This window comes from Amycolatopsis melonis (assembly GCF_040064235.1).
Classification (GTDB): domain Bacteria; phylum Actinomycetota; class Actinomycetes; order Mycobacteriales; family Pseudonocardiaceae; genus Amycolatopsis; species Amycolatopsis melonis.
Genome location: NZ_JBDZYD010000022.1, coordinates 68,523 through 94,682, shown reverse-complemented (window position 1 = coordinate 94,682; position 26,160 = coordinate 68,523). Strand labels below are relative to the sequence as shown.

At 70.3% G+C, this 26,160-nt stretch carries 27 protein-coding genes; 7 read left to right on the top strand and 20 right to left on the bottom strand.

Features of this window, described 5'->3' with window-relative positions:
• The first annotated feature begins 38 nt into the window (after positions 1 to 38).
• A complete protein-coding gene (locus tag ABJI51_RS42160) occupies positions 39 to 1,427 on the top strand; it encodes an AAA family ATPase (RefSeq protein ID WP_348956817.1) in 1,389 nt (462 codons plus the stop codon).
• 171 nt (positions 1,428 to 1,598) lie between these two features.
• On the opposite strand, the gene ABJI51_RS42155 is transcribed toward ABJI51_RS42160, so the two are convergent.
• A complete protein-coding gene (locus ABJI51_RS42155; RefSeq protein ID WP_348956816.1) occupies positions 1,599 to 3,005 on the bottom strand; it encodes a M1 family metallopeptidase in 1,407 nt (468 codons plus the stop codon).
• Between the two features lie 75 nt (positions 3,006 to 3,080).
• On the opposite strand from ABJI51_RS42155, the gene ABJI51_RS42150 reads away from it, so the two are divergent.
• Positions 3,081 to 3,827: an alpha/beta fold hydrolase gene (locus tag ABJI51_RS42150; RefSeq protein ID WP_348956815.1), complete on the top strand. Its 747-nt coding sequence runs from the start codon at positions 3,081 to 3,083 to the stop codon at positions 3,825 to 3,827.
• Positions 3,828 to 3,913: 86 nt separating this feature from the next.
• Here the strand turns inward: ABJI51_RS42150 and ABJI51_RS42145 are convergent, their stop codons facing one another.
• The 4 genes from ABJI51_RS42145 to ABJI51_RS42130 all read right to left on the bottom strand — a co-directional run bounded on the left by ABJI51_RS42145 (position 3,914) and on the right by ABJI51_RS42130 (position 7,513).
• Positions 3,914 to 4,870, bottom strand: a complete 957-nt coding sequence (locus ABJI51_RS42145) for a peptidoglycan recognition protein family protein (protein ID WP_348956814.1) — start codon at positions 4,868 to 4,870, stop codon at positions 3,914 to 3,916.
• Positions 4,871 to 4,933: 63 nt separating this feature from the next.
• A complete protein-coding gene (locus ABJI51_RS42140) occupies positions 4,934 to 5,809 on the bottom strand; it encodes an HhH-GPD family protein (RefSeq protein ID WP_348956813.1) in 876 nt (291 codons plus the stop codon).
• 9 nt (positions 5,810 to 5,818) lie between these two features.
• Positions 5,819 to 6,310, bottom strand: a complete 492-nt coding sequence (locus ABJI51_RS42135; protein ID WP_348956812.1) for a beta-class carbonic anhydrase — start codon at positions 6,308 to 6,310, stop codon at positions 5,819 to 5,821.
• Between the two features lie 102 nt (positions 6,311 to 6,412).
• Positions 6,413 to 7,513 carry a LacI family DNA-binding transcriptional regulator gene (locus ABJI51_RS42130; RefSeq protein WP_348956811.1) on the bottom strand — a complete coding sequence of 367 codons (1,101 nt, stop codon included), beginning with the start codon at positions 7,511 to 7,513 and terminating at the stop codon, positions 6,413 to 6,415.
• 177 nt (positions 7,514 to 7,690) lie between these two features.
• Here ABJI51_RS42130 and ABJI51_RS42125 point away from each other — a divergent pair, with 177 nt between their 5' ends.
• Genes ABJI51_RS42125 through ABJI51_RS42115 form a run of 3 tightly spaced genes read left to right on the top strand, consistent with a single transcriptional unit; the run spans position 7,691 to position 10,338 of the window.
• Positions 7,691 to 8,605, top strand: coding sequence for a metal ABC transporter solute-binding protein, Zn/Mn family (locus ABJI51_RS42125; RefSeq protein ID WP_348956810.1), 915 nt, complete (start codon positions 7,691 to 7,693; stop codon positions 8,603 to 8,605).
• 2 nt (positions 8,606 to 8,607) lie between these two features.
• A complete protein-coding gene (locus ABJI51_RS42120; RefSeq protein WP_348956809.1) occupies positions 8,608 to 9,453 on the top strand; it encodes a metal ABC transporter ATP-binding protein in 846 nt (281 codons plus the stop codon).
• A 3-nt stretch (positions 9,454 to 9,456) separates the two neighbouring features.
• A complete protein-coding gene (locus tag ABJI51_RS42115; RefSeq protein ID WP_348956808.1) occupies positions 9,457 to 10,338 on the top strand; it encodes a metal ABC transporter permease in 882 nt (293 codons plus the stop codon).
• A gap of 264 nt (positions 10,339 to 10,602) precedes the next feature.
• On the opposite strand, the gene ABJI51_RS42110 is transcribed toward ABJI51_RS42115, so the two are convergent.
• Genes ABJI51_RS42110 through ABJI51_RS42100 form a run of 3 tightly spaced genes read right to left on the bottom strand, consistent with a single transcriptional unit; the run spans position 10,603 to position 14,315 of the window.
• Positions 10,603 to 11,811 carry a DUF445 domain-containing protein gene (locus tag ABJI51_RS42110; protein ID WP_348956807.1) on the bottom strand — a complete coding sequence of 403 codons (1,209 nt, stop codon included), beginning with the start codon at positions 11,809 to 11,811 and terminating at the stop codon, positions 10,603 to 10,605.
• A gap of 42 nt (positions 11,812 to 11,853) precedes the next feature.
• A complete protein-coding gene (locus tag ABJI51_RS42105) occupies positions 11,854 to 13,026 on the bottom strand; it encodes a DUF445 domain-containing protein (protein WP_348956842.1) in 1,173 nt (390 codons plus the stop codon).
• A 59-nt stretch (positions 13,027 to 13,085) separates the two neighbouring features.
• Complete coding sequence (locus ABJI51_RS42100; RefSeq protein ID WP_348956806.1) at positions 13,086 to 14,315, bottom strand: DUF445 family protein; 1,230 nt, start codon at positions 14,313 to 14,315, stop codon at positions 13,086 to 13,088.
• 129 nt (positions 14,316 to 14,444) lie between these two features.
• Here ABJI51_RS42100 and ABJI51_RS42095 point away from each other — a divergent pair, with 129 nt between their 5' ends.
• Positions 14,445 to 15,317 (top strand): coiled-coil domain-containing protein, encoded by an 873-nt coding sequence (locus ABJI51_RS42095; RefSeq protein ID WP_348956805.1) that lies wholly within the window; start codon positions 14,445 to 14,447, stop codon positions 15,315 to 15,317.
• Positions 15,318 to 15,527: 210 nt separating this feature from the next.
• A complete protein-coding gene (locus ABJI51_RS42090) occupies positions 15,528 to 16,178 on the top strand; it encodes a class II aldolase/adducin family protein (protein WP_348956804.1) in 651 nt (216 codons plus the stop codon).
• Here ABJI51_RS42090 and ABJI51_RS42085 read toward each other — a convergent pair.
• The 12 genes from ABJI51_RS42085 to cysS all read right to left on the bottom strand — a co-directional run bounded on the left by ABJI51_RS42085 (position 16,175) and on the right by cysS (position 26,124).
• The gene (locus ABJI51_RS42085) at positions 16,175 to 16,828 is read right to left on the bottom strand and encodes an HD domain-containing protein (protein ID WP_348956803.1); all 654 of its coding nucleotides are present in this window, start codon (positions 16,826 to 16,828) and stop codon (positions 16,175 to 16,177) included. The two genes, ABJI51_RS42090 and ABJI51_RS42085, sit on opposite strands and share 4 nt — an antisense overlap.
• A 73-nt stretch (positions 16,829 to 16,901) precedes the next feature.
• A complete protein-coding gene (locus tag ABJI51_RS42080; RefSeq protein ID WP_348956802.1) occupies positions 16,902 to 17,540 on the bottom strand; it encodes a hypothetical protein in 639 nt (212 codons plus the stop codon).
• Between the two features lie 2 nt (positions 17,541 to 17,542).
• On the bottom strand, positions 17,543 to 18,556 hold the full coding sequence (locus tag ABJI51_RS42075; protein ID WP_348956801.1) for a hypothetical protein: 1,014 nt from the start codon (positions 18,554 to 18,556) through the stop codon (positions 17,543 to 17,545).
• A gap of 183 nt (positions 18,557 to 18,739) precedes the next feature.
• Positions 18,740 to 19,321 (bottom strand): transglutaminase-like domain-containing protein, encoded by a 582-nt coding sequence (locus ABJI51_RS42070; protein ID WP_348956800.1) that lies wholly within the window; start codon positions 19,319 to 19,321, stop codon positions 18,740 to 18,742.
• Positions 19,322 to 19,394: 73 nt separating this feature from the next.
• Complete coding sequence (locus ABJI51_RS42065; protein ID WP_348956799.1) at positions 19,395 to 20,003, bottom strand: histidine phosphatase family protein; 609 nt, start codon at positions 20,001 to 20,003, stop codon at positions 19,395 to 19,397.
• 42 nt (positions 20,004 to 20,045) lie between these two features.
• Positions 20,046 to 21,296: a hypothetical protein gene (locus ABJI51_RS42060; RefSeq protein ID WP_348956798.1), complete on the bottom strand. Its 1,251-nt coding sequence runs from the start codon at positions 21,294 to 21,296 to the stop codon at positions 20,046 to 20,048.
• Between the two features lie 50 nt (positions 21,297 to 21,346).
• Positions 21,347 to 21,709: a hypothetical protein gene (locus ABJI51_RS42055; protein ID WP_348956797.1), complete on the bottom strand. Its 363-nt coding sequence runs from the start codon at positions 21,707 to 21,709 to the stop codon at positions 21,347 to 21,349.
• A gap of 16 nt (positions 21,710 to 21,725) precedes the next feature.
• Complete coding sequence (locus tag ABJI51_RS42050; protein WP_348956796.1) at positions 21,726 to 21,935, bottom strand: hypothetical protein; 210 nt, start codon at positions 21,933 to 21,935, stop codon at positions 21,726 to 21,728.
• Complete coding sequence (locus tag ABJI51_RS42045; protein WP_348956795.1) at positions 21,926 to 22,141, bottom strand: hypothetical protein; 216 nt, start codon at positions 22,139 to 22,141, stop codon at positions 21,926 to 21,928. The genes ABJI51_RS42050 and ABJI51_RS42045 overlap by 10 nt, the downstream gene beginning before the upstream one ends.
• A 116-nt stretch (positions 22,142 to 22,257) precedes the next feature.
• Positions 22,258 to 23,691 carry an MBOAT family O-acyltransferase gene (locus ABJI51_RS42040; RefSeq protein WP_348956794.1) on the bottom strand — a complete coding sequence of 478 codons (1,434 nt, stop codon included), beginning with the start codon at positions 23,689 to 23,691 and terminating at the stop codon, positions 22,258 to 22,260.
• A gap of 62 nt (positions 23,692 to 23,753) precedes the next feature.
• Positions 23,754 to 24,710 (bottom strand): 23S rRNA (guanosine(2251)-2'-O)-methyltransferase RlmB, encoded by a 957-nt coding sequence (gene rlmB / locus ABJI51_RS42035; protein ID WP_348956793.1) that lies wholly within the window; start codon positions 24,708 to 24,710, stop codon positions 23,754 to 23,756.
• A gap of 25 nt (positions 24,711 to 24,735) precedes the next feature.
• On the bottom strand, positions 24,736 to 26,124 hold the full coding sequence (gene cysS, locus ABJI51_RS42030) for a cysteine--tRNA ligase (RefSeq protein WP_348956792.1): 1,389 nt from the start codon (positions 26,122 to 26,124) through the stop codon (positions 24,736 to 24,738).
• Positions 26,125 to 26,160: the final 36 nt, after the last annotated feature.

Below are 26,160 nucleotides of genomic sequence, written 5' to 3'. Positions count from 1 at the left end.
GTTGGCCGCGCGGTGTGATCCGTGCCACTGTGGGAGGCATGGGGAGCACCGAGCGGGACCTCGCCGCCGACATCGCCCGGATCGTCCGTGCCGCCGCCGACGAGGTCTCCGACGGCCGCTCCAGCGAACTCATCCAGCGCGTGACCGGCCACCTCGGGGTGCCGCTGCCCGAGGTCGTCGTCGTGACCCGTGCCTGGCCGATGTGGGAGCACGCCAACATCCAGCGCGGGGTCGACGCCTACCTCGCCGAACACGGCACGCTCGTGGACTGGTTCGGCATCGCCGGCGGCCAGCGCAGCCACGAGGACCTCATCGGGATGCTCGTCACCGCGCGGATGCGCGGCCTCTTCGAGCTGGGCTCGGTCGACTTCACCACGACGGCCGTCGGCCCGCACGAAGCGACCGAGGCGGTCCAGCTCGGGCTCGTCGGCACCAGCGCTCCCGGCGGCGAGCCCGTGCTGCTCGCCATCCGCGGCGCGAACCCGCAGTGGGGGCAGGAGCAGTGCCGGCTGGAGGTCCTCGCGACGTCCCGGGTGACCGCCACCGAAGTCCGCGACCGCGTCGAGCGCCTGATGGCCGAGCACGACCTCCTACGCGGGCAGGTGCTGGCGTTCGGCACCAGCGAGCACCGCGGCAACGAGCTGCTCACCTTCCTCCCGCGGCCCACGCTGACCGGCGAGGAGGTCGTGCTGCCCGACGGCGTGCTCGCCGCGATCGAGCGGCACACGGTCGGCATCGCCCGGCACGGCGAGCGCCTGCTGGCCGCGGGCCAGCACCTCAAGCGCGGCCTGCTGCTGCACGGCCCGCCCGGCACCGGCAAGACGCACACCGTCCGCTACCTGATGGGCCGCCTGCCGGGCACCACGGTGATCATCCTGACCGGCACGGCGATGCGGTTCGTGGCCAAGGCCGCCGAGCTGGCGCGGCGGCTGCAGCCCAGCGTGGTCGTGCTGGAGGACGTCGACCTGATCGCGCAGGACCGCAGTCACGGGCCGCAGGTCCAGCCGCTGCTGTTCAGCCTGCTCGACGCGATGGACGGCGTCGGCGGCGACGCCGACGTCACGTTCCTGCTCACCACCAACCGGGCAGGCGAGCTGGAGAAGGCACTGGCCGACCGCCCTGGCCGGGTCGACCTCGCCGTCGAGATCCCGCTCCCGGACGCGCCCGGGCGGGAAGCACTGCTGCGCCTGTACGCGCGTGGCCTCACGCTGACCGCGGACCTCGCCCCGGTGGTCGAGGCGACCGCGGGCATGACGGCGTCGTTCGCCAAGGAGCTGCTGCGCCGGGCGTCGCTGCTGGCGCTGGGCGAGCGTCCGGACGAGGACGTCGTCGTCGGGGATGCGGAGCTCGCGGCGGCGCTGGCGGAGATGCAGGATGCGCGCAGTGCGCTCACGCGGTCGCTGCTGGGCAGTTCAGCTGCGCAGTGAGCCGGGGAAGAGGTCGGCGTCTGCGGGCAGCTGTGTGCCGCGGAACCATGCGTCGAAGAACGCCGTCAGGTTCTTGGCGAGGACGTCGTTGTCGGGGATGCGGAGCTCGCGGCGGCGTTGGCGGAGATGCAGGACGCGCGCAGTGCGCTCACGCGGTCCCTGTTGGGCAGTTCAGCTGCGCAGTGAGCCGGGGAAGAGGTCGGCGTCCGCGGGCAGCTGGGTGCCGCGGAACCACGCGTCGAAGAACGCCTTCAGGTTCTTGCCGCTGATCCGCGCCGCCATGGCTTCGAAGTCGGTCCAGGTCGCGTTGGCGTGGCGGTAGCGGGACGGCCATTCGTGCAGCAGCCGGTCGAACGCCGGGTCGCCGATTTCGCGGCGCAGCGCGTGCACCGCCAGGATGCCCTTGTTGTAGACGCCCTCGAACTCGTGGCCCTGGCCCATGCCGACCAGCTTCTGCGCCCAGAACGCCGTGCTGGCGTGGGTGATCTCGATGGCCGCGCGGTAGCGGTCGTCGAGGTTCTGGCCCTCGCGCTCGGCCCACAGCCACTGCGAATACGACGCGAAGCACTCGTTCAGGCAGATGTCGGACCAGTTGTCCACCGACACCGAGTCGCCGAACCACTGGTGGGCGCTCTCGTGGACCAGCGTCGGCAGGTCGGCCCACTTCGCGTACGTCGGCCGCGTCTGCGTTTCGAGCGAGAACGGGACGCTCTCGTTCAGGAAGATCCCGCCGGCCGCCGACTGCGGGTACGGGCCGAACCTGCTGCTCAGGAAGCCGAGCACCTCGGGCAGGCGGCCGCCGATCGCGCGGCGGGACTCGGTGCCCGGCGCGTACGCCGAGACGACCGGGGTGCCGTCCGGCAGTGCCGACCGTTCGAGGGTGAACCTGCCGATCGCGATCGTGGTCAGATAGCTCGCGACCGGGTTCGGCTCGGTCCACGTCCCCGGCGGGCCTTCGCGGCCGTTCGAGACGACCGTCCAGCCGGGCGGGACGTGCGCGGTGAGCGTGAAGGTCGCCTTGTCACGCGGGGTCTCGTCGACGGGGTACCAGAACGCGGCCGAGTGCGGCTCGCCGACCATGTACGCGCCGCCGTCGGCCGAGTGCTGCCAGCCGTTCTCGCTGCCGCCCTCGTGCGGCGTCTTCGCCGGGTCGCCGCCGTAGCGCACCCGCGTGCGGAACGTCGTCCCGGCGCGGAGCGGCTCCGGCGGCGTCACGACCAGCTCGAACGCCTTCTCGCGGGTGAACTTCGCGGGCTTGCCGTCGACCTCGACGCCGTGCACGTCGAGGCCGCGCAGGTCCAGGTCGAACCGGCTGAGGTCCTGGGTGGCCCGCGCGGTGACCGTGGTGTCGCCGTCGAGGTGCCCGCTCGGCGGGTCGTAGGTGGCGTCGACGTGGTAGTCGAGGGCGTCGTACCCGCCGTTGCCGTCGTCCGGGTAGTACGGGTCGCCCGCGCCGGACGCGCCCGGCGCCGGGTGCATCGGCGGAGGCGGTGGCGGCGCCGTGACGGCGTCACCGCTGCACGCCGCGGCGAGGACCACCACAGCGCTGACGGCCAAGGCGGCGAGTCGGCGGCGCATGTCCTCCACCATAGGTCATGGATTGCGACCGGTCGGTCACGTTCCGCACCAGGGGTTTTGTGGTTAGGTGGCCGCGTGCTCTGTTTCGGCGGCACCGGCGTGCCGATCGTCCTGCTGCACGGCCTGATGGGCCGGGCGCGCACGTGGTGGCGCGTCGCGGAGTGGCTGCGGCCCTACGGCGCGGTGTACGGCCTCGACGCGCGTGGCCACGGCAGCGCGCCGCGCGTCGGGCCGTGGACCACCGAGCAGTTCGCCGACGACGTCGCCGCGGCGCTGCGGACCCTCGACGCGGGCCCGGCGGTGCTCATCGGGCACTCGATGGGCGGCCTGCACGCGTGGGCGACCGCGGCGCGGTACCCGGAGCTGGTCCGCGCGGTCGTGTCCGAGGACTTCGCGCCGGACCAGCGCGGCCGGACCGTCGAGAGCTGGCGCGGGTACTTCGAGAGCTGGCCGGTGCCGTTCAAGTCCCTCGACCACGTCCGCGAGTTCTTCGGCGACGCGGGCGAGTACTTCGCCGACTGCGTCGAGGAGCGCGAGGACGGCTATCACCTGGTCGCGGACCTGGCGGACCTGTACGTCATCGCGGCCGAGTGGGGCCGCCGGGACTTCTGGTCCATTGTGGACGCCATCCGCTGTCCGCTGCTGCTGGTCGAGGGTGAGCACACGGCCATGCCGCCCGGGCAGCAGGCGGCCGTCGCGGCGCGGGTCCCGGGGGCGAAACACCTGGTGGTGCCGGGTTCGGCCCACCTGCCCCACGACGAGGCCCCGGAGGTCTACCGGGGTGCGGTGGAAGCCTTCCTGTCCCAGGTCCTGGCCCGCTGACGGCGAGAAGGACGGTGCACCGTGCGCGCCGTTGAGCCCGGCGCACCGACCTCCTCGCCGCCACTTTCCCGTGAAAGTGGCGCGTTTCAGGCCCGGGAGAGGTCCGCTCGCCACGCCGCCGCCGACCGGTCGGCCGGGACGATCAGGGGCCAGACGTCCGCGCCGAGGAAGCCCGTTTCGTCCGTCACCTTCGCCGCGGTGCACGTGTCGCGGGGCAGACCGGCCTGAACGGACAACGCGGCCACGGCTTCCTTCGTCGACTTCCCGAAGACGCCGTCGGTGGGCACGCCGAAGCCGGACGCCCGCAGGAACTGCTGCGCGAGCTGGACCTTCCGGCCCGTGTCGCCCGGCTTGAGCAGCGGCCACTCCGCCTCGGCCCGCGCCACCGGAACGCCCAAGACCCGGCCGACGGCGGTGCGCAGCTCCGGCAGCCGGTTGTAGAGCACCTGGCCGGGGCATTCGGTCGAGTTGAAGTCGCGGTGGCCCTTGATGAACTCCGGCGCGATGCCGTACTGGTGGGCGATGTAGGCGACGAGCGAGACCAGCGAGTCCCACAGCGCCTGCGGCACGTCCACCGTGCTGTAGAGGCCCTCGTTCTCGATCCCGATGACCTCGCTGTTGTGGCCGCCGACGTTGGCGCCCTGGACGTGCTGGGTGCCGCCGCGCAGGATCTCCAGGCTGCGGTGCCTGCCCTCGGTGACGTACCCGCCGCGGCTGTTGGTGAACTGCTGGCCGCTGTCGATCCAGCCGTTCTTGTCCATGTGCAGGTTCTGGATGAACCGCGAGACGTAGAACGCCCGCGCCAGCGAGAAGTCGTTGTTCATCGGCGGATCGACCGCGTGGTGCACGACGATGTAGGTCGGCTTGTGGTTCTCCACGACGATCGTGCCCGCGGCGGGCCGGGCGCCCCACTCGGACGTCGGGTGGATCGTCGGTGCCGGAACGGCCGCTGTGGCCGTCCCCGTGGTCGTCATCCCCAGTGCGCCGGCCGCGGATGCGGTCACCCCCGCCTTGAGCAGGGTCCGGCGGTCAACAGTGACCATGCGGAGAAAGGTAACCCCGCATCGCGCCGATGACAACTATTGACCAACTTTGGTTGTAGTGCGTCAGTGTTCCCCTGGCAGGGCGAAGAGGCCGTCGCGGGTCTGCTCCAGCAGGCCGTCGACCAGCAGGGAGTCCAGGCAGCGGTCGCGCTGGCCGCCGTCGTGCCACACCAGGTCGAGGCGCGCCTTCTCGACGGGACCCTCGCTGCCGCGCAGGACGTCGAGCAGCCGCCCGCGGACGTACCGGTCGGTGCCCGCGTAGCGCTGCACCGGCTTGGCCGGGCCGGTGTACTCCGGACGGCCGGCCAGCTGCCACGCGCACTCGTCGTAGATCGGGCAGTCGGCGCACTTCGGGGCCCGCGCGGTGCAGATCAGCGCGCCGAGTTCCATGATCGCCGCGGAAAACTTCGCCGCGGGGGCGTCTTGGGCCGGAAGCAGGGCCTCGACGTCGGCCATGTCACGGGTGTTCGACGCGGGCCCGGCGTCCCCGGCGCCGTGCACCGCCCGCGCGACGACCCGCCGCACGTTCGTGTCGACGACCGGCGCCCGCCGCCCGTAGGCGAACGCGGCGACGGCTCGCGCGGTGTAGGCCCCGATCCCGGGCAGCGCGAGCAGGGTGTCCACATCGGACGGAACGACGTCACCGTGCTGCTCGGCGATCACCCCGGCGGCCTCGTGCAGCCGGAGCGCCCGGCGCGGGTAGCCGAGCTTGCCCCAGGCCCGGACGACCTCGCCCTGGGTGGACGCGGCCAGCGCCGAGGGCACCGGCCAGCGCGCCATCCATTCGCGCCAGATCGGCTCGACCCGGGCGACCGGGGTCTGCTGCAGCATGATTTCGCTGACCAGCACGCCCCACGCGGAGCAGCCGGGGTCGCGCCAGGGCAGGTCCCGGCCGTGCGCGGAGAACCAGTCGAGCAGTACGTCAGGGTCCACAGCCACGCCGGGAGGCTACTTCACCTCGGTGAGCTCCCCGGTCTTGACGTCGTAGACGAAGCCGCGGACGTTGTCGGTGTGCGGCAGGTACGCGCTGCGCCGCACGCGCTCCATCGACGTCTTGACGCTGCTCTCGACGTTGCGGAACGCCTCCACCGACCACGTCGGGCGCAGGCCGCTGGCCTCTTCCAGCTCGTCCTTGAAGTCGTCCTCGGTCACCATCGACAGGCCGCACTCGGTGTGCTGGACGATCAGCACCTCGCGGGTGCCGAGCTTGCGCTGGGACAGCGCGAGCGAGCGGATCATGTCGTCGGTCACCACGCCGCCGGCGTTGCGCAGGACGTGCGACTCGCCCTGGAGCAGGCCGAACAGCTCGAACACCCGGATGCGGGCGTCCATGCAGGTCAGGATGGCGACCTGGAGGGACGGGCGCGGGGTCGAGCGGTCACCGGGGGTGACGTTGCCGAGTTCCTGGTTGCGCTTGAGCAGTACGTCGATCGAGGTCATCGGTCACCTTCCGGCCAGTGGCCCCGCGGCGCGGGCGTTCCCCACCATTTCACCGGGCCTGCCTCGAACGAGCAATGCACTACGAGCAATGTCACGGCAGGTTTATCCGCCGAACCACGGCTCCTCGATGGTCCGCGGCGGTGCCGACGTCCGGCCGACGCGCAGCTCGGTCGGCAGGGTGATGACCTTCGGCGCGCTCCGCTCGGCCGAGCCGAGCAGCAGCCGCCCGGCCGTCTTGCCCTTCTCCAGTACCGGCTGGTGGACGGTCGTGAGGCCGATCCGCTCGGCTTCGGCGATGCCGTCGAAGCCGGTCACCGTCAGGTCCTGCGGTACGCGCAGCCCGCGCCGCTCGGCCTCGGCCATCGCGCCGAGCGCGAGGATGTCGGAGGTGCAGATCACAGCCGTGATCTGCGGGTACGCGTCCAGCAGCTGCCGGGCCGCGGACGCGCCGTCGTCCACCGTGTGGTCGAACCGCTCGACCACCGGGACGCCCGCCCAGTCGACGCCTGCCGCCGAAAACGCCACCGCCAGCGCCTCCAGGCGGGTGCGCTGGACGTGGAAGTGCGCGCCGCTCTGCCGGGTGGCCGAGACGAAGTCGTCGTTGCGCTCGCGCGCGAGCCGCATGCAGATCACGCCGACCTGCCGGTGCCCGAGCGTGACGAGGTGCTCGGCGATCTTGCCGACCGCCGCCGCGTCGTCCGGGCCGACGCGGTCGATGCCCTCCAGGCTCGGCTGGTCGATGATCACCGTCGGCACCGGTCTTTCGAGCACGGCGGCCAGGTGCGGGTCGTCGTCCGGCACGGAGTAGACGACGAAGCCGTCGACGCCCGCGCGGTGCACCGCGGCGACGTCCTCGCGGCCCGGGCTGGCCGGCACCAGGTGCAGGCCGACGCCGGCGTCTTCACAGGCGAGCGCGAGCCCTTCGAGCACGCCGACGGCGGCGGGGTCGCGGAAGGCGTAGGACAGGTTCTCGGTGAGCAGCAGCCCGACCGCGCCCGCCTTGCGCGTGCGCAGGGAGCGGGCGACCGGGTCGGGGCCGGGGTAGCCGAGCCGCCGCGCGGTCTCGAGGACGCGGCGGCGCAGTTCCGGGGACAGCTGGTCCGGCCGGTTGTAGGCGTTGGACACCGTGGTCCTGGACACACCGAGCTCCGCCGCGAGCGACGCCAGTGTCGCCTGCCTCCGGGTGCGAATGGGACGGCCCATCAGCAAACCGTAACGGTTCAGATCGTTTTCTTGAAGAGACACCCCGCGTGGTCGATGTCTCGATCCGCATGCACGGAGACGCATACACCAAACGGGGATCGGATGGCCAGAAAGTCATCCGGATGGGGTAAGGTGAATGTGACAACGGTTTCCATTAGCGTCTCCAGGAGTCCTCAGATGAGTTCCCGCCCCATCAGGAGCGTGCTTGCCGCCGCTTCGGCCCTGTCCGTGTTGGCCCTGGCCGCCTGCTCCGGCGGCGGGACGACGGGCGCGGACGGCGGGGCGCAGCCCGCGGCGGCCGGGAAGATCAAGGTCGTCGCGTCGACCGACGTCTGGGGCAGCGTGGTGAGCGCCGTCGGCGGCGACAAGGTCGAGGTCAAGTCGATCATCCACGACCCGTCGGCCGACCCGCACTCGTACGAGACGACGGCGGACGACGCGCTCGCGGCGAAGGACGCGAAGCTGCTGCTGTCCAACGGCGGCGGGTACGACGAGTTCTTCAAGAAGCTCACCGACCAGGCGCCCGGCGCGAAGAACCTGGTCGCCTACGACATCGCCGCGACCGGCGACGAGAACGAGCACGTCTGGTACGACCTGCCGGGCGTCGACAAGGTCGCCGACCAGGTCGCGGCGCAGCTCGGCGAGCTGCAGCCGGCGTCGAAGCAGCAGTTCACCGACAACGCGACCGCGTTCAAGGCGAAGGTCGACGCGCTCGAGAAGCGGCTCGAAGAGCTGGGCACCACCCACCCCGGCACGAAGGTCGTCGTCACCGAGCCGGTCGCGCACTACCTGCTGGCGAGCGCGAAGATCACCGACGCGACGCCGAAGGCGTTCTCGGACGCGGTGGAGAACGACACCGACGTCCCGGCCGACGCCGTCAGCCAGTACAAGCAGCTCATCGCGACCAAGCAGGTCAAGGCGCTGATCAACAACGAGCAGACGGTGACGCCGCTGACCCAGGACGTCGTCAAGCAGGCGAAGGAGGCCGGCATCGGCGTGGTCGGCGTGACCGAGACGCTGCCCGCGGGTGTGACGGACTACATTGTCTGGATGACCGGGGAAGTCGACGAACTCGCGGGGGCGTTGAAGTAACCATGGCACCCGTCTCCGACGACGTTCGCCCCGCGGTCCGGGTCCGCGGGGCGGGCCTGGCGTTCGGCCCCCGGACCCTGTGGTCGGGGCTGGACCTCGTCGTCGAGCCGGGCGAGTTCCTCGCCGTGCTGGGGCCGAACGGGTCCGGCAAGAGCAGCCTGCTCAAGGCGCTGCTGGGCATGCAGGACCTGTCGGCGGGCACGGTCGAGATCGCGGGCGGCCGTCCGGGCGGCGCGAACCGCAAGGTCGGCTACATCCCGCAGCAGCGCGCCATCGACGAGGCGCTGACCCTGCGCGGCGTCGACCTGGTCGGGCTGGGCCTCGACGGGCACCGCTGGGGTTTCGGCTTCCCGGGCATCGCGGCACGGCGCCGTCTCGTCGCTTCGGCCATCGAGGCGGTGGGCGCGACGCGGTACGCGAAGCAGCCGGTCGGCCGGTTGTCCGGCGGCGAGCAGCAGCGGCTGCGGGTCGCCCAGGCACTGGTCGGCGACCCCGAGGTGCTGCTGTGCGACGAGCCGCTGCTGTCGCTGGACCTGGCCCACCAGCGCGCGATCAGCGAGCTGATCGACGGGCGGCGGCGGTCGGCGGGGACGGCCGTGCTGTTCGTGACGCACGAGATCAACCCGGTGCTGCCGTTCGTCGACCGGGTGCTGTACCTGGTCAACGGCCAGTTCCGGATCGGCAAGCCGGACGAGGTCATGACCACGGCGACGCTGTCGCAGCTGTACGGCACCCGCGTCGAGGTGCTGAAGGTCGGCGGGCAGATTCACATCGCGGGCGCGCAGAGCGCGTTGTGCGAGGACGAGCCGCACCATCACGAACGCGACGTCGAAGAGCAAGTGGGCTGAGTCTTGGATCTGTTCGACTTCGGCAAGACCTGGCAGCTGATCACCGAGCTGGACGGCGTGCAGACGGCGTTGCTGGCGGCCGCGATCCTGGGTCTGGTGGCCGGCGTGCTGGGCCCGCTGATCGTGATGCGCCGCATGTCGTTCGCGGTACACGGGACCTCGGAGCTGGCGTTCACCGGCGGCGCGGCGGCGCTGCTGCTGGGCATCGGCGTGGAGTACGGCGCGCTGATCGGCGCGGTGGTGGCGGCGCTGCTGCTGGGCATCCTGGGCGCCCGCGACGCCGACCGCGACTCGGTGATCGGCGTGATCCTGTCCTTCGGGCTCGGCATGGGCGTGCTGTTCCTGTCGTTCTACAAAGGACGGTCGGGGAACAAGTTCGGGATTCTCACCGGCCAGATCATCACGATCGACTCGACGAACCTGACGTTGTTCGTGGTGTCGTCGGTGGTGGTGCTGGCGGTGCTGGCGCTGGTGTACCGGCCGCTGCTGTTCGCTTCGGTGGACCGGAACGTGGCCGTGGCACGCGGGGTCCCGGTGAAGACGCTGACGGTGGTTTTCGCGCTGCTGGTGGGTGTTTCGACGGCGCTGAGCGTGAAGGTGGTCGGCTCCCTGCTGGTGGTGGCCCTGATGGTGACCCCGGCGGCGGCCGCGGCGCGCGTGACGGCGTCGCCGTGGAAGGCCACGGTGCTGTCGGTGGTGTTCGCCGAGGTGTCGGCACTGGGCGGAATCGTGCTGTCACTGGCACCGGGCTTGCCGGTGAGCGCCTTCGTGACGGCGATTTCGTTCCTGATCTACGTGGTCTGCCGGGTGATCGCCTGGCGCCGGGACCGGCGCACCCGAGTCCGCGCGGTCGACCCGGCCCCGGACCTCGTCGCGGCGGCCTGACCCGAACGCCCCATCGGGTGCGCTGGACGCAACCAACGCCACATTGGGGTTTCGTAGCCGGCCCTCGGCGGCGGAGGTCGGGCCGGCGCCGTGCTGAAAGGGACGTTCCTGGCGTCTGGTGCGAGGAAAGTCCCTTTCACCGCACCGGATGAGACGAAAGCGCCTTTCAGCCCACTCGGGCGCCGATCCAGCTTCGGCCGACCCGGCCCCGGACCTCGTCGCGGCGGCCTGACAGCGCCACTTTCACGTGAAAGTGGCGCTTTCTCAACCCAGCATCAGCAGGACCTGAAGCTCCCCGACCACGAACCCGATCACCCCGCCGACGGCGATCAGCTTCCATTCGTCCTGCCGGAAGGCCGGGCGCAGCAGGCCTTCGAACTCCAGCGGCGTCAATGCCAGCATCCGCTGCTCGATCACCTTCGCGACGTCCATCGCCTCGGTCAGGTAGCCCTCGGCGTACCGGGCCGTCGACGGCAGCTGCTCCAGTGCCTTGCGCGCCGCCGCCTGCTTCATCTCGCGCAGGCGGGTGCCGCCGACCGTCCAGGCCAGTGGCATCTGCGCGTCGACCGTTTCCGACACCAGGTTCTCGACCAGTGCCGCCAGCCGGTCGGCGCGGGGGCCGCGCAGGACCGCGTCCAGGAGGTTCTGGACCGTCAGGACCTCGTTGGCGATCAGCGTTCCGTACTGCCGCGCGACCTCGGCGCGGCGGCGCTGGAACTTGCCCTGGAAGATCACCCGGCCCACGCGGACCGGCTCGCGGGGCACGAAGATCAGCTTGATCGCCAGCCAGTCGGTGAACAGCCCGATCGCGCCGCCGAAGATCGGCAGCACCCACGGCTCGCGGGTCAGCGCCCACACCACCGTCTGGACGACGCCGAGCGCGAATCCGAAGTAGACACCCATCCGCGCGAGGAACGCCATCTCCGGGCGGGACGTCTCGCGGATCAGCCGGACCAGCAGCGCGCGGTCCCGCGTCAGCCGCTGGACCGCCATGTGCTGGACGTCGAGGACCTCGTCGAGGTGTTCGCGGACGTCGTCGAGGAACTCCCGCACCAGCCGCGGCGCCGCCGCCTGGACCTGCTTGATCAGCATTTCCTGGGCGAGCGTCGGCAGCACCTCCCACAGCCGCGGGTGGTGCTCGGCCAGCACCTCGCGCGCGACGTGGTCGACCGCCCGCAGCAGCGGCTGCTCCAGCTCGGCCGTGATGACCACCGGGTCGATCCGCGCGAGGACTTCGCGGATGTCCAGCAGGTTGGCCGTGAGCAGCTCGGTCGCCACCGCCGCCATCCGGCCGCCGTGTTTCGGGACCACGCCCTGCCACCCCAGGAACGGCGGGATGCCGACGAAGTCCAGTGGCCGGAACATCATTTCGATGGCGACGCGCTTGGTGACGTACCCGATCAGCGCCGCGACGAACGGCATCGCGGCGTACAGCGGCCAGTGCAGCGCGAGGTCGTGCAGGACGGTGCCCATGCCGACCTCCCCTCGCCCGTGCCGAGATCGAAACCGTACCGGCTAGCCGAGGAGGGCCAGCACCTGCAGTTCACCGACGAGCCCGCCGATCACCGCGCCGACCGCGATCAGCTTCCACTCGTCCTGGCGGAACGCCGGGCGCAGCAGCTGCTCGAACTCCAGCGGGCTCAGCTTCCGCATCCGGCCGACGATCGTGTTGCGCACGTCCAGCGCGTTGACCGCGTAGTCCTCGGCGTACCGGATCGTCTCCGGGACGCGCTCCGCCGCCTTCGCCGCCGCCGTCTGCTTCATCTCCTGGAACTTCTTCGTGCCGACGGCCAGTGCGACGAACGGCTTGACGACGCTCGCCTGCGCGTCGATCGTCTTCTGCACCTCGCGGGTGATCATTGTGAACAGCCGGTCGGACTTCGGGCCGCGCAGCACCGCCTCCAGCAGGTTCGGGATGGTGATGATCTCGCGCGCGATCATGTCGCCGTAGTCGGCGGCCACCTGGTGCCGCCGCTTCTGGAACACGCCCTGCCAGGTGTAGCCGAAGAAGCGGCGCGGCTCGCGCGGCAGGAAGATCATCTTCAGGGCGAGCCAGTCGGTGAGCCAGCCGATGCCGAGGCCGAACAGCGGCAGCACGACCGGCGACTTCGTCAGCGCCCACACCACCAGCTGGACGCAGCCGAGGCCGAACCCGAACGCGATGCCGGACCGCGCGATGAACCGCATCTCGGGCCGGGAGATGTCGCGGATCAGCCGGTTCAGCAGTGCCTTGTCGCGGACGAGGTTGGTCACGACCATGTGCTTGAGGTCGAGGACGTCCTCGATGTTGCCGGCGATCTCCCGCATGATCTTGGTGATCGCCTTCGGCGCCTCCGCCTGGACGCGCTTGAGCAGCAGCTGCTGGGCGCCGGTGGGCAGCACCTCCCATAGCCGCGGCTGGTAGGTCTCCATGACCTCGCGCGTGACGTCCTCGACGACGCGCAGCAGCGGCTGCTCGATCTCCTTCGCCACCTGCGCGGGGTCGAGCCGGGCGAAGATCTCCTTCGGGTCGACGAGGTTGGTGGTCAGCATCTCGGTCGCGGTGGCCGCCATGCGCTCGGCGTTCGCCGGCAGCACGCCCTGCCAGCCGAGGAACGGCCGGATCCCGACGAACTCCAGCGGGCGGAACATCATCTCGATGGCGACGCGCTTGGTGACGTAGCCGATCAGCGCCGCGATGAACGGCATGGTGACGTACACCTGCCAGTGCGTGCCGAAGTCCACCCCGGCACGTTATCGGCAGGGTGTCAATGCAGCAGGAGCAGCACCTGGAGTTCACCCACCAGGCCACCGATGACCGCGCCGACCGCGATGAGCTTCCATTCGTCCTGCTTGAACGCCGGACGCAGGATGCCCTCGAACTCGATCGGCGTCAGCTGCTGCATCTTCGTGACGATGGTGTTGCGGACGTCGAGCGCGCCGGTGGCGTAGCTCTCGACGTGTTTCACCGTTTCGGGGAGATACTCGATCACCTTGGCGGCGGCCGCGCGCTTCATCTCCTGGTACTGCCGCCCGCCGATGGTGAGCGCGACCAGCGGCTTGGCGATGCTCGCCTGCGCGTCGATCGTGCGCTGGACCTCGCGGGTGACCATCGCGAACAGCTTGTCGGCCCGCGGCCCGGTGAGCACGGCCTCCAGCACGTTCCGCACGGTGAGCACCTCGTCGGCGATCAGCGCGCCGTAGTCGGCGGCGACCTCCTGACGGCGTTTCTGGAACATGCCCTGCCAGCGGAAGAAGAGGAACCCGCGCGGCTCACGCGGGTAGAAGATCATCTTGAGCGCCAGCCAGTCCGTGACGAAGCCCGTGACGAAACCGAAGACGGGCATGATCAGCGGCTGCTTCGTCACCGCCCAGGCGGCGAACTGGACGAGCCCGATCACGAACCCGAACCAGATCCCGGACCGGGCGATGAACCGGAACTCGGGCGCGGCGACCTCGCGGATCAGCCGGCAGGTCAGCGACTTGTCGCGGACCATCGCGTCGATCAGCATGGCGTTGACGTCGAGGACGTCGTCGATGTTCGTGGAGACGTCCCGCATGAGCCGCTTGACGACGGCCGGTGCCTGCGCGCGGACCTGGTCGACGAGCAGCCGCTGTGCCCGGGACGGCAGCAGCTCCCACAGCCGGGGCTGGTAGGTCGCCATGACCTCGTGCGTGACGTCTTCGACCGCCTTCAGCAGCGGAGCTTCGAGCTCTTTGACCATTTCCTCCGGATCGAGGCGGCTGAAGATCTCCTGCGGGTCGACGAGGTTGCGGGTCAGCAGGTCGACGGCGGTGGCGGCCATCCGCCGCGCGTTCGCCGGGATGACGCCCTGCCAGCCGAAGAACGGCCGGATGCCGGTGAATTCGAGCGGCCGGAACATCATCTCGATGGCCACCCGCTTGGTCAGGTAGCCGATCAGGGCGGCGATGAGCGGCATGGTCGCGTAGACGTGCCAGTGCGCGGCGATGTCGGCGAGGATCGCCTGGATGTCCACTGTGGCCTCCTCGCGTCAACCGCTGGTCAACACCGGTCAGGATGCCATGCGTCACCGGGGGTTCCAATATCCGTGATGCATCCGTTTGGCGGTACGTCTCCACGGTCCCCGGCTCATTAAGGTGGCCCGATGGTCGCGCCTGAGAAGCCCCAGCCCGCCCCGAAAACCGTCCAGTTCGCCGTCGGTGTCCGCGGCTACAACCAGCGCCAGGTCGACGAGCGCATCGCCGAGCTGACCAAGGAAATCCGCGAAGCGTCCCGCAGCCGCGACGAGGCCGTCGCGACGTCCGCGGACCTGTCGAAGGCTCTCGCGTACGCGCAGAAGGAGCTGGCCGAGACGAAGGCCGCGCTGGCCAGGATGAGCTCCAGCCCGTCCGGCGCGGGTGCCATGGCCGAGCGCGTCCGCATGATGATGCAGCTGGCCGAGGAGGAGATCGCGGACCTGCGCTCGGCGGCGGAGGCGGACGCGGCGTCGACCCGTGAGCAGGCCGACAAGTACGCGCACGAGACCCGCCGCACGGCCGACAAGCTGGCGAAGGACGCGGAGGAGGAACGCGCCCGCCTGCTGACCGAGGCGAAGAACGAGATCGAGAAGCTGAACGCGGCCGCGGGCGCGAAGCGCGTCGAGCTGGCGGCGGCGGCCGAGCGGGCCCGCAAGGAAGCCGACGCGAAGGCCGAAGCCGAGGCGGCGGCCGCGCGAGCCGAGGCGGACCGGGTCGCCTCGGAGGAGCTGGCGGCGAAGAAGAAGGCCTTCGAGGAGGAGGTCGCACGCAAGAAGAAGGAGACCGAGGAGGCGCTGGCCGCGGCGCGGTCCAAGCAGGAGGAGGCCGACCGCAACCGCAAGCTGGCACTGGACCTGCGCGCAAAGGTCGCCGAGCGGATCGCGGCCACGGACGTGGCGGTGCAGGAAGCCATGCGCCTGCTGGCCCCGGTGGACGAGTCCGGCCAGGGTGCGGGAGGTGCGGGGGACCGCAAGCCGAGCCCGGCCCCGGTGAAGGCCTAGCCGGACTCGGGTGGGCGGCCGGCTCCGCAGGTCTTGAATGAGTCATTCAGGACCTCCGGTGACCTGAATGACTCATTCAAGACGTCCGGGCGGGTCGCGAGTCCCCGGCGAAGGCGTAACTCACCCGGCCGGGGAGGTGGCCGAGGCTCGTGGGTGACTGGCAGTGTGCACACCAGCTGCTTGATCACCCACGAGACGAACGGACCGCGCATGATCCTGGAGACCGAGCGGGCCGCCGTGTGCGCGTACGCGCGCCGGATGGTCGGGGACGGCCTGGCCGTCGGCACCGCCGGCAACGTGTCGGTGCGGGCGGGCGACCTCGTCGCCGTCACCCCGACCGGGGTCGCCTACGCGAGCCTGACCCCGGCCGACATCCCCGTCGTCGACCTCGGCGGGCAGGTCGTCGACGGGTCGCTCAAGCCGACCAGCGAACTGCCGGTGCACCTGTCCGTCTACTGGGACGCGCGCGACCCCGACGGCGAGCCCGTCAGCGCGGTCGTGCACACGCACTCGCCGCACGCCACCGCCGTGTCCACGCTGGTGCGGGAGGTGCCGCCCATTCACTACATCGTGGCCACCATCGGCCCGTCGGTGCGCGTCGCGCGCTACGCGACCTATGGCACGCCGGAGCTGGCCGCCGCCGTGCTGGAAGCCCTGGAAGGCCGCCGCGGCTGCCTGATGGCCAACCACGGCACCCTCACCTACGGCGACGGCCTCGAGGCCGCCTACCACCGCGCCCAGCAGCTGGAGTGGGCCTGCCGGGTCTGGCTGCTGGCCCAGGGCGCCGGGCGGCCCAGCCTGCTGCCGCCCGCCGAGGTGGCCAACGTCGTCGACCGGCTGCGGAGCTACGGGCAGCGCTAGGAGGCCACCGCGTCGAGCAGTTCCACCACCGTCGGGTCGTCGACCGCCTCCTTGATGCACTGCCACAGCTGGAGGTTCGCCGTCGCCCAGCGCGAGTACGTCGCCGCCGCCTCCGGGTTGTAGAAGTAGTAGCCCTCGTCGTGGACGTCGCACTGCTCGCCGACGATCTTGTGCGCCAGCTCGCGCAGGCTCAGCCCGTTCTCGCGCAGGTACCGGTGGGCCAGCACCACCGGCGTCACCGGCAGCGCCTTGAACAACGTGTCCGCGTCGCTCAGTGCCTGCGCTTCCAGGGAGATCTCGCGGCCGCGCGTGGCCATTTCCGCCTCGTCGACGATCTCGTCGACCCATCGGGCGATGTGGGACGGCACTCCGCACCCGGCCAGGATCTCCAGCCGGAGGCTCCGGCCCGCGGCGGCCGGGGAGTTCCGGCGGACCAGGTAGTTGACGTCGTGCACCAGCGCGGCCACCTCGACCACGCTGCGGTCGGCGCCGTTGTGCGAGGCGAAGCCGACCGCCTTCGCGCGGACGAAGCTGACGTGGTGCCAGCCGTGGAACTGCAGCCGCTCGGCGTACCGGCGGCAGAGCCGGTGGACGCGGTTCTCGACGGCGTCGACGACGGTGGGGTCGATCGTGCATTCCTGCGTGCGCATACACCTCTCCCATCCCGGCCGTGGTATTCAGACGGGTGGAGTAATGGTAAGCGCCGCTGACGCCGGTGTGTAGCTAGATGCGGTCGGCCAGTTCCCCCAATCGGACCTCGACCGGAACGTGACGATGGCCGATTCCCCGGGCCGGGTCGAAAGAAAGACTGAAACTGCTCACCGGGCGTGATTTCACGAGGAAAGTCATCGTCCCGGCGGCGGCTTCGGGGATCCGGTGGAATTCGTCGGCCAGCATGGTGGCGCAGGAGCCGGCCTGGCACAGTGTCCGGCGGCGCAGCCGCGCGGACGCGATCAGCCCCGTACCGGCGTCGATCGTCGTCTCGTACCGCTCGTGCAGATAGTCACCACGGAGAATGGTGGTGCAGAAGTGGTACCTGTGGTTGTGCACGGAGTCCGCGTACCCTTCCCGCCAGTCCTCCTGCGCCTTGTATTCGTGCAGCCAGAAGGAAAACGGGTCGGACGGCGCGTCGAGCAGGCACCAGGCGAAGTGCGTGGTCGTTTCCCGGGACGAGCGCAGCACCTTGGCGGCCTGTCTGCCGGACAGCCCGCGCAGCTGGCTGCGCAGCTCCTCCCGCAGCCCGGCCTGCGCGGCCCACGGCCGGAACCAGCCGTCGACCGCGCGCCAGTCGGCGGCGAGCGGGAAACCGGCCGTGCGCAGGCGCGTGGCCAGTTCGGTGAGAGGGGTCATGCGGGTGAGCAAGGTCAGCTCCCTAGCTCGGCGACTGCGGAGAACTCCGCGCGGAAGGCGTGGAACTTGCCCTCCAGCTCGCGGAACTGCTCCTCGGACAACGGGGATCCGGTGATCTTTTCGAACAGCGCCAGGAAATCCGTCCGCGTCGTCGCGGACGTGATGCGGAAGTGACGGCCGTTCCGGGACTGCGACACACGCACGAATTCGGCGCGTTCCATGTTGTAGAGGAAGGATCCTTCGGTGAACCGCAGCGACCGCGGGTACAGCTTCGTGGCGCCGCGGACGTCGCTGTAGAGCGACACCCAGACGCTGTCGTCGAACATCTCCAGCCGGTCCAGCGGCGGGTCGGCGACCACGGTGATGTCGACCGACGCGCAGCGGCTGCGCGCCAGGAAGAGGCCGACGAGCCCGATCCGGATCTCCTCTTCGAGCCGGGACTGGATCTGTTCGTAGTCGACGTCGACCGGTTCGCGGCGCAGCAGGTAGCGGGCGCGCCCGCTGATCGAGCTGGAGTCACGCGGATCGGCGATGACGGCCCGCAGTTCCCGTTCGGTGCGGGAAAGCAGCAGGCGGGCGGCCGCGTGCCGCCCGGAGAAGCCGCGGAAGAAGTACTGCCGGGTCGCGTCGAGGTCGGCCATCAGCTTGCGGTTGAACGCGGGATCGGGATCGGTGGTCGCCTCGAACACGTCGGTGGGGAAGAACTCCTTGTTCAGTGCGCGGTATTCGGCGCTCAGGTCCTCCATCGCGCGCCTGCTCTCCTCGATCACCGGCGTCACGAGCGCGCGCTGCGACGCGCTGGCGGTGATCAGCGTCTGGCCGAAGCCGACGATCGCCGAGATCAGGGTGCCGGTGCCCAGCGACGTCACCAGGTTCTTCCCGGTGCCGGGGTCCATCAGGCCGGCGATCCACAGGCTCAGGCCGGCGACCACGACGAGCACCGTGAGGAGCAGGCTCGTCCTGGTCCAGAAGATCTCCTGCAGTGGGGTACGGCGGAGGCGTCCGCCAGCCGCGGCCACGTGCTTCACCTCCCTCGAGCCACCCGAACGGACGTATGCACAAAGTGTCTGTTCGAGCGCGGGGAGTCACTTTACGCGCCTGAGGGTGAGCGCGAAATAAGAAGTTCGGGGGACAGCGGCGAGCGCCGTGCGTCACTCTGGGCAATAATTTACCGGATCGGCCGGTTTCCCGAAAACGCCGGGAAACCGGGGTCAGAGGGCGGTCGGGAGGCCCTTTTCGTACCAGCCGGCACCGGGCCGGGTGGTCATCAGGAAATCCACGACGACGGGCGCCGGTGCCGGATGGATCTCCGGAAGATCGCGTTCGCCGCGCGCCGCGTCGACCGGCCAGGCCAGTTTCTCCTCGTCGAGCGAAAACTCCCCGCGCGCGCCCGTGCGGTTGCCGCGTGCGTCGAGCCGGGACCACCTGCCGTGCAGGTACACGGCATTCAGCCCGTGCAGCACGGAGAACTTCTGGTAGCAGAAGCCCGCCGGAATCCCTTGCGCCCGCAGCAAAGCGGCGAGCAGGTGCGCTTTCGCGTGGCAGATCCCGACGCGCTCGCGGAGAACGTCGGACGCACGCCAGGTGACGCGGGAATCCTGCGCGTCCATGACGTGCTCGACCTCGTCGCGCACGAAGAGGTACGCGGTTTTCGCGCGTTCGACGGGATCGTCGCCGTCCGCGCGCCGGGCGTCGACCCACGCGCGGATCAGCGGGTGTTCGTGATCGACGACGGCGTCGGCGGCGAGGTAGTCGCCCAGCCGATCGGAGGTGGGCGCCGGGACGGGACTCATCCGGCCATCCTGGCACGCTCGGCCGATCGGGCGAGACCCGTTTTCGGCGGCGGACACGCTCCGCGGTCGCCGATTACGGAACGTAGAAGTCGGGCGGAAACCCGGTCCAGCGCAGCCCGGCGGGCAGGTGGCTGAGGTCGTTGTAGGTCAGCAGCGCGGCGGGCCGCCCCGGCGAGTACCGGATGACGGTCAGGCCGGCATGGGCATGGGTGAGCGCAAGCCACCGCCACGGCGGCGCGTCCTGCGAGGCGCCGACGAGCCAGCCGAGGAGGAAGTTGTGCGTGACGAGCACTTCGTACCGAGGCGCGGTCCCGGGAACGGGCCCGGTGAACAGCCGCTCGGCCTCGGCGGCCAGCTCTTCGTCGGCGGGCGGGAACTGCCGGGCGAAGGCGAGCAGGAGGTCACCGGAGGTCTCGGGCAGTTCCTCCCGCCTGGGCGTGTAGGGAACGAAGTCGCCGGCGGCTTTGTCGGCATAGCGCGGAATCCCGGCCGGCAGCTGGGCGGCGACGAGTTCGGCGCTGTGCGCGGCGACGGGGAGCGGACCGTGGTGGATGGCGGTGACGGGAACATCCCGCAGCCGCCGCCCGAGCAGCACGGCCTGCCGCTGTCCGGCTTCGGTGAGCCGTCCGTCCGGTGTGGCCTCGCCGTGCCGGGTGAGGAACAGGTACCGCGTGGTCAGCACGCGGCCAGGCTTTCACGAGCCGATCTTGCCGGGACAGCAGGCTCACGACGGGCTGCGGCTGCCGAAGGGTTTCCGGCGGCCGGTCTTCTCCGTGGTGGCGGGGGAGCCGAGCGAGGCGGTGAGGAAACCGAGCGTGGCCACCAGGACCGGCGCGAGCACCTCGGCCTTGAGCAGGGGTGAGGCCGGGTTGGTCCGGTAGAGGTAGAGCGCGCCCACGGTGACCACGACGAGGGGAAGTACCCCCAGCCCGAACCGGAGCGCCCCGGTGATCCACCGCCACCGCCGGGCGGATCGCTCGGCTTCTTCGGGGGCGGTCTTCTCCCATTCGCCCCATTGCCCCTGCGCGGCGGTGGTCAGCAGCCTGCCCACCTTGTCCGCGACGGCAGTCCGGGTGGCGGACTTCGGCAACAGGCATTCCCTGGCCAGCAGCCGTATCGTCGCGGCGACCTCCGCGAATTCACGGTGGTCGTGGTGAAGTGCGGACGTCGCGCTCGGACGAGGAAACGTCATGGTCAAATACTGTGGCAGAAACCGTTCGACGCACAGGGAAACGTGCTGCAGGCGGCTCGAGGCGGACTGCAGGCAGTAGGGCTCGGGCTCGTTGAGCAGCGACCAATGGGTCACGGCGAGCGTCTGGGTCAGTTCGGCGGCCGTCCACTTGGTCCAGGAAATGCGAAAGGCGGATTGGACCAGCGCATTGGCAACCTGGTAGAGAATGGCGAGGGCGAACAGCGCCGCGGCGGCGATGAAGATCCCGGCGGACAGCCCGAGCCCCCAGACCGACTGCCAGCGTGACAGCCACCATCCCGCGGCCATGAGCGCGCCAAAGCCCAGCAGCACGGCCAACGCCCGCGTCCGGCGCGATCTGGGGGTGCGCACGTCGGACAGGAGCAGCCCGGCCAGGGCGACGAGCCCACTGGTCAAGAAGGCGACAACGGCGTACAGCAGCCTGCGCCAGAAAGAACCGTCGGCGTGGAAAACGGCTCCGCCGAGCGTGCCTGCCAATACCGCGTAGAACATGAAAGCGAGGACTTTGTCCACGACTTCGTCGCTTTGCTGGACCCGGCTCCAGATCTGGTACGCGCCGATGCGGAAGACCGAATCCCGGATCTTCCCGGGAAGTTCCGTGTTGTCCGGCGCGAGACGTTGCGCGAGTTCGGAGGCACACAGTGCCTCCGGCCCGTGGCCTTCGCGCAGCAAGCGGTAATACGTCGGCCGCAGGCGCAGTGCCCACAACACGAACCGGCCCTTGGCATATTGGGCCAGCTCATCGTCGGAGATAACCTCTTCCATCGCCCAGAAGGTCGCGCCCGGCCACGGTCCTGCTACACGGGGTCACCCGTTCAGCCGACGGGAACGAGCACGCCCTCGGGCCCCTTGGCGGGCACGAACTGCGCCACGAGCCGCAGCGGCCCGGGATGCGGCGAGAGAACGGTCGACGCGAAGGGGGTGATGGTGTGCTCGTACCCGCTGTTGGTGTGCAGGTGGACGCTGACATGCACGTTCCGGTCGGCGGGCACCTCGAAGCTGACCGAACCCCACGAGACGACGTACTGCCGCCCGTCGACACTGGCGATCGGCGCATAGGCCCGCACGGTGTGGCCGAGATGCGGGATTTCGACGGTGAGCAGCCGCCGCGGCCCGTCGTGGTGGTCGACGTACGGGATGACGCCCGGCACCTTGGCCAGATCGATCGGCTCGCTCATCCGCCGGGGCTTCCCTTCAGAACTGGTAGTACAAGGTGGAACTGCGCTTGACCTGCGGTTCCTGACCTAGATCATGCCGGGTCCGGTCCTTGCTCGACGGCGTGAGGTGCGTGTACGTCCGCTGCGTGAACCCGGGGTCACTGTGGCCGAGGTGTTCGGCGAGCTGATCACCGACACCCCGCATCGACCACGCGGCGTTGTGCTGCACGCCGACCCTCAGTTCCACGGCTCTACGTCGGGGTCTTCGCCGAGCAGCCGCGCTGCCTTGAGGCACAAGTCGCGCCCGGCGAGCTGGTTGCCGCTGTGGGGCAGATCGAGGTGGCCGGCGACGCGGGCGGCGATCTCCCGCCAGGTCTGTTGCTCGTCGACACGCCAAGCCCGGATGAGCTGGGCAAGCTCGCGGTCCACTTCGACGGTCTGCGCGTCAGTCACGGTCGGTCTCCCTCAATTCGCCTGCTTGAGCGTGCCACGGGTCGTGAAGAGGTGCGTGCGTATCGGGACGATGGGGAGGAGTGTTCGGGGGCGCTCAGGCCGTCAAGGTCCGGCGCCTAGAACTGGTAGTACAGGAACGGGCTGAACGTTCCCGTCGCGATCAGGATCGCCGCATACAACAGGCCCGCCGTCATCACGCCGATGCGCAGGGCCGTGGCCGGGCGGCTGCGGGATGATTCCAGCAGCGGGCCCGTCACCGGGTGGGCCGGGAGCAAGAACACCAGCAGGGCCACCAACAGGAGTACCAGGCGCTGGTTGGTGAACGCCTGCTCGACCGCCGGGCCGAGGCCGTCGAAGTCCGGGAGGAGCATGTGGCCGATCATCGACAGTGCGTGGGCGAGGTCCGGGGAGCGGAAGAACACCCAGCCGAACACCACCAGGAGCATTGTCAGCGCGCGGCGGAGATACCGCTTCCATGGGGTGGCCGGGTCCAGGTCGAAGCCGAAGCGGCGCTCGATCACCAGCAGCGCTCCGTGGTAGCAGCCCCACACCAGGAACGTCCACTGCGCGCCGTGCCAGAAGCCCGTCAGGACGAACACTATGCACAGGTTGCGGTACGTGCGGCCCGCGCCGGTGCGGTTGCCGCCCAGTGGGATGTACACGTAGTCGCGGAACCAGCGGGACAGGCTCATGTGCCAGCGGCGCCAGAACTCCGTGATCGTCACCGACGAGTACGGCCGCGCGAAGTTCTCCGGGAGGCGGAAGCCCAGCATGCGGCCCAGGCCGATCGCCATGTCCGAATAGCCCGAAAAGTCGAAGAACAGCTGGAGCGTGTACCCGATCGCGCCGAGCCAGGCCGTCGCGAACGTCATCTGGTCCGACGGCACCTTGAAGCACGCCTCGACCAGCGGGCTCAGCGAGTCGGCGATGATCGTCTTCTTGCACAGGCCGAGCGCGAAGCGCGGGAAGCCCGCCGCGATGTCGTCGAGGCGGTGGGAACGCTGCTGCGGCAGCTGGTCGGCGATCTCGCGGTACCGCACGATCGGGCCCGCCACCAGCTGCGGGAACATCGCGATGTACGCGGCGAACGACACCGGGTTCCGCAGCGCCTGCCGCTCGCCGCGGTAGATGTCGACCACGTACGAGATGTGGTGGAACGTGTAGAACGAGATGCCGATCGGCACGACCAGGCTCGCGACCGGCACGCTCCCGCCGAACCAGTGTGCGACGGCGGCGATCTGCTGCGTCGCGAACCCCGCGTACTTCCAGATCAGCAGCACCGCGACGTCGAGCGACACGACGGCGATGAGGATCCGCCGCCGCCGGACGCCGTGGACGTCGAACGGGTTCGGCGCCAGCAGCGGCCCGGCCACGAAGTTGACCACCATGCAGCCGAGCAGCAGGAACACGAACGCGCCCGCGCCGATCGTGTAGAAGAGCAGGCTGGCGACCGCGACGATGCCGTTGCGCCAGCTCCGCGGGCACACCAGCACGGCGATGAGCACCGCCGGCATGAAGTACCACAGGAAGAGCGGCGAAACGAACGACATCGGTGGTCAGGTCCCCTCGGTTATCCGAGGGGACCTTAACCCGAGTGGGTGGCGAGCGGGACTCAGACCCGGCCCGCGGCCCGCCTGCGCCGCGCCACCTCGGCGAGCAGGACGCCCGCCGCCACCGACGCGTTCAGCGACTCCACGCCCGCCGCCATCGGGATCGACACCGTCGCGTCGCACGTCTCGCGGACCAGGCGGGACAGCCCGCGGCCCTCCGAGCCCAGCACGATCACCAGCGGGTCGGCGGCGAGTTCGAGCTCGTCGATGTCGACCGAGCCGTCCGCGTCCAGTCCGACGATCATCAGGCCCTCGTTCGCCCACGCCTTGAGCTGGCGCGTGAGGTTCGTCGCCACCGCGATCGGCAGCCGCGCCGCGGTGCCCGCGCTCGTGCGCCACGCCACCGCCGTCATGCCCGCGCTGCGCCGCTCCGGCAGCAGCACGCCCTGCGCGCCGAACGCCGCCGCCGAGCGGATCACCGCGCCAAGGTTGCGCGGGTCGGTGACGCCGTCGAGCGCGACGAACAGCGGCGTGTCGCCCGAGTTGCGGGCCACCGCCATCAGGTCGTCCGGGTGGGCGTACTCGAACGGCGGGACCTGCAGGCCAAGGCCCTGGTGCATGGCCCGGTTGGTCTTGCGGTCCAGCTCCTCGCGCGGGATCTCCAGGATCGAGATGCCCTTGTCGCCCGCCAGCCGGACGGCCTCGTTGACGCGGTCGTCGATGTCGATGTTCAGCGCGACGTACAGCGCCGTGCCCGGGACGTCGGCACGCAGCGCCTCGACCACCGGGTTGCGGCCGGCGATCAGCTCCGGCTTGTCGGCCTTCTTCTGCCGGGACTGGTCGCGCTTGGCCGCCGCGTTGGCCGCGCGGTAGGCCTTGTGCCCGGGACGGTCCTCCGCCTTCGGGGTCGGGCCCTTGCCTTCGAGGGCCTTGCGGCGCTGGCCGCCCGAGCCGACGACGGCACCCTTCTTGGTGCCCGCCTTGCGGATCGCGCCCTGGCGCCGCGAATTGCCTGCCATGGTGAAAGTTTCCTTGCGTTGAAGCTCAGTCGGACTTGACTGTCCACTGCGGACCGTTGGGGGTGTCCTCCACCACGATGCCCGCCTGCTGGAGGCGGTCACGGGCGGCGTCCGCGCGGGCGAAGTCCTTCTCGGCCCTGGCCTGCTGGCGCTCGGCCAGCAGCCCTTCGACGAGCGAGGCCAGCGCCTGCTTGGTGGGCGTGTCGGAACCGCCCGCCTCGGACCAGCGCGCGGACAGCGGGTCGAGGCCGAGCACGTCGGTCATCGCGCGGACGGCCGCGGCGAAGTCGAGTGCCTTGGAGGTGTCGCCCGCGTCGAGGGCGGCGTTACCGTCCCGGACCGTGGTGTGGACCACGGCGAACGCCTGCGGCGTCGCGAGATCGTCGTCGAGCGCGTTCGCGAACGCCTCCGGGATCGTGCCGACCGGCACCGGGCCCGAGGCGGCCGCGCGCCGCAGGAACGTCTCGATCCGCCGGTAGCCCTGCGCGGCCTCGGAGACCGCGGCGTCGGAGTACTCGACGGTCGACCGGTAGTGCGGCTGGACGAGGTAGTACCGCAGCTCCGGCGCCCGGTAGCGCTCCAGCATCGCCGGGATCGACACGGTGTTGCCGAGCGACTTCGACATCTTCTCGCCCGACATGGTCACCCACGCGTTGTGCAGCCAGAACCGCGCGAACGGGTCGCCCGCCGCGTTGGACTGGGCGCGCTCGTTCTCGTGGTGCGGGAAGACCAGGTCGATGCCGCCGCCGTGGATGTCGAACTCCGCGCCGAGGTACGCCGTCGCCATCGCCGAGCACTCCAGGTGCCAGCCCGGCCTGCCGTGCCCCCACGGCGTCGGCCACGACGGCTCGCCCGGCTTCGCGCTCTTCCACATGGTGAAGTCGCGCGGGTCGCGCTTGCCACGGGTCGGCGTCTCGCCCTGCTGGACGTCCTCCAGGACCCGGCCGGAGAGCTTGCCGTAGTCGTCGAACGACTTCACCGAGAAGTAGACGTCGCCGTCCGCGACGTAGCCGTGGCCCGCCTCGATGAGGCGGTCCATCAGCTCGACCATCTGGGTGACGTGCCCGGTCGCGCGCGGGTTGATCGACGGCGGCAGGCAGCCCAGCTGCTCGTACGCGGCCTCGAAGGCGCGCTCGTGCGTGGCGCCCCATTCCCACCACGGCCGCCCGTTCTCGGCGGCCTTGGTGAGGATCTTGTCGTCGATGTCGGTGACGTTGCGGACCAGCAGCACGTCCAGTCCACTGTGGACGAGCCAGCGGCGCAGGACGTCGTAGTTCAGCACCCCGCGGACGTGCCCGATGTGCGGAACGCCCTGCACGGTGGCACCACACACGTAGATCGACGCCGTTCCGCTACGGACGGGGTGGAACTCCCGTACGCTCCGGGTCGCTGTGTCGAAAAGGTGAAGGGCCACCCTCAAAGGGTACGGGGTCGGCGTGAGCGACGTCGC

Coding starts and splice junctions, on each gene's coding strand:
- ABJI51_RS42120 (WP_348956809.1), top strand. CDS start 8,608: ATGGCACCCGTCTCCGACGACGTTCGCCCCGCGGTCCGGGTCCGCGGG.
- ABJI51_RS42110 (WP_348956807.1), bottom strand. CDS start 11,811: ATGGGCACCGTCCTGCACGACCTCGCGCTGCACTGGCCGCTGTACGCC.
- ABJI51_RS42085 (WP_348956803.1), bottom strand. CDS start 16,828: ATGCGCACGCAGGAATGCACGATCGACCCCACCGTCGTCGACGCCGTC.
- ABJI51_RS42130 (WP_348956811.1), bottom strand. CDS start 7,513: ATGGGCCGTCCCATTCGCACCCGGAGGCAGGCGACACTGGCGTCGCTC.
- ABJI51_RS42160 (WP_348956817.1), top strand. CDS start 39: ATGGGGAGCACCGAGCGGGACCTCGCCGCCGACATCGCCCGGATCGTC.
- ABJI51_RS42060 (WP_348956798.1), bottom strand. CDS start 21,296: ATGGAAGAGGTTATCTCCGACGATGAGCTGGCCCAATATGCCAAGGGC.
- rlmB (WP_348956793.1), bottom strand. CDS start 24,710: ATGGCAGGCAATTCGCGGCGCCAGGGCGCGATCCGCAAGGCGGGCACC.
- ABJI51_RS42155 (WP_348956816.1), bottom strand. CDS start 3,005: ATGCGCCGCCGACTCGCCGCCTTGGCCGTCAGCGCTGTGGTGGTCCTC.
- ABJI51_RS42105 (WP_348956842.1), bottom strand. CDS start 13,026: ATGCCGTTCATCGCGGCGCTGATCGGCTACGTCACCAAGCGCGTCGCC.
- ABJI51_RS42095 (WP_348956805.1), top strand. CDS start 14,445: ATGGTCGCGCCTGAGAAGCCCCAGCCCGCCCCGAAAACCGTCCAGTTC.
- ABJI51_RS42135 (WP_348956812.1), bottom strand. CDS start 6,310: ATGACCTCGATCGACGTACTGCTCAAGCGCAACCAGGAACTCGGCAAC.
- ABJI51_RS42055 (WP_348956797.1), bottom strand. CDS start 21,709: ATGAGCGAGCCGATCGATCTGGCCAAGGTGCCGGGCGTCATCCCGTAC.
- ABJI51_RS42070 (WP_348956800.1), bottom strand. CDS start 19,321: ATGAGTCCCGTCCCGGCGCCCACCTCCGATCGGCTGGGCGACTACCTC.
- ABJI51_RS42090 (WP_348956804.1), top strand. CDS start 15,528: ATGATCCTGGAGACCGAGCGGGCCGCCGTGTGCGCGTACGCGCGCCGG.
- ABJI51_RS42040 (WP_348956794.1), bottom strand. CDS start 23,691: ATGTCGTTCGTTTCGCCGCTCTTCCTGTGGTACTTCATGCCGGCGGTG.
- ABJI51_RS42145 (WP_348956814.1), bottom strand. CDS start 4,870: ATGGTCACTGTTGACCGCCGGACCCTGCTCAAGGCGGGGGTGACCGCA.
- ABJI51_RS42125 (WP_348956810.1), top strand. CDS start 7,691: ATGAGTTCCCGCCCCATCAGGAGCGTGCTTGCCGCCGCTTCGGCCCTG.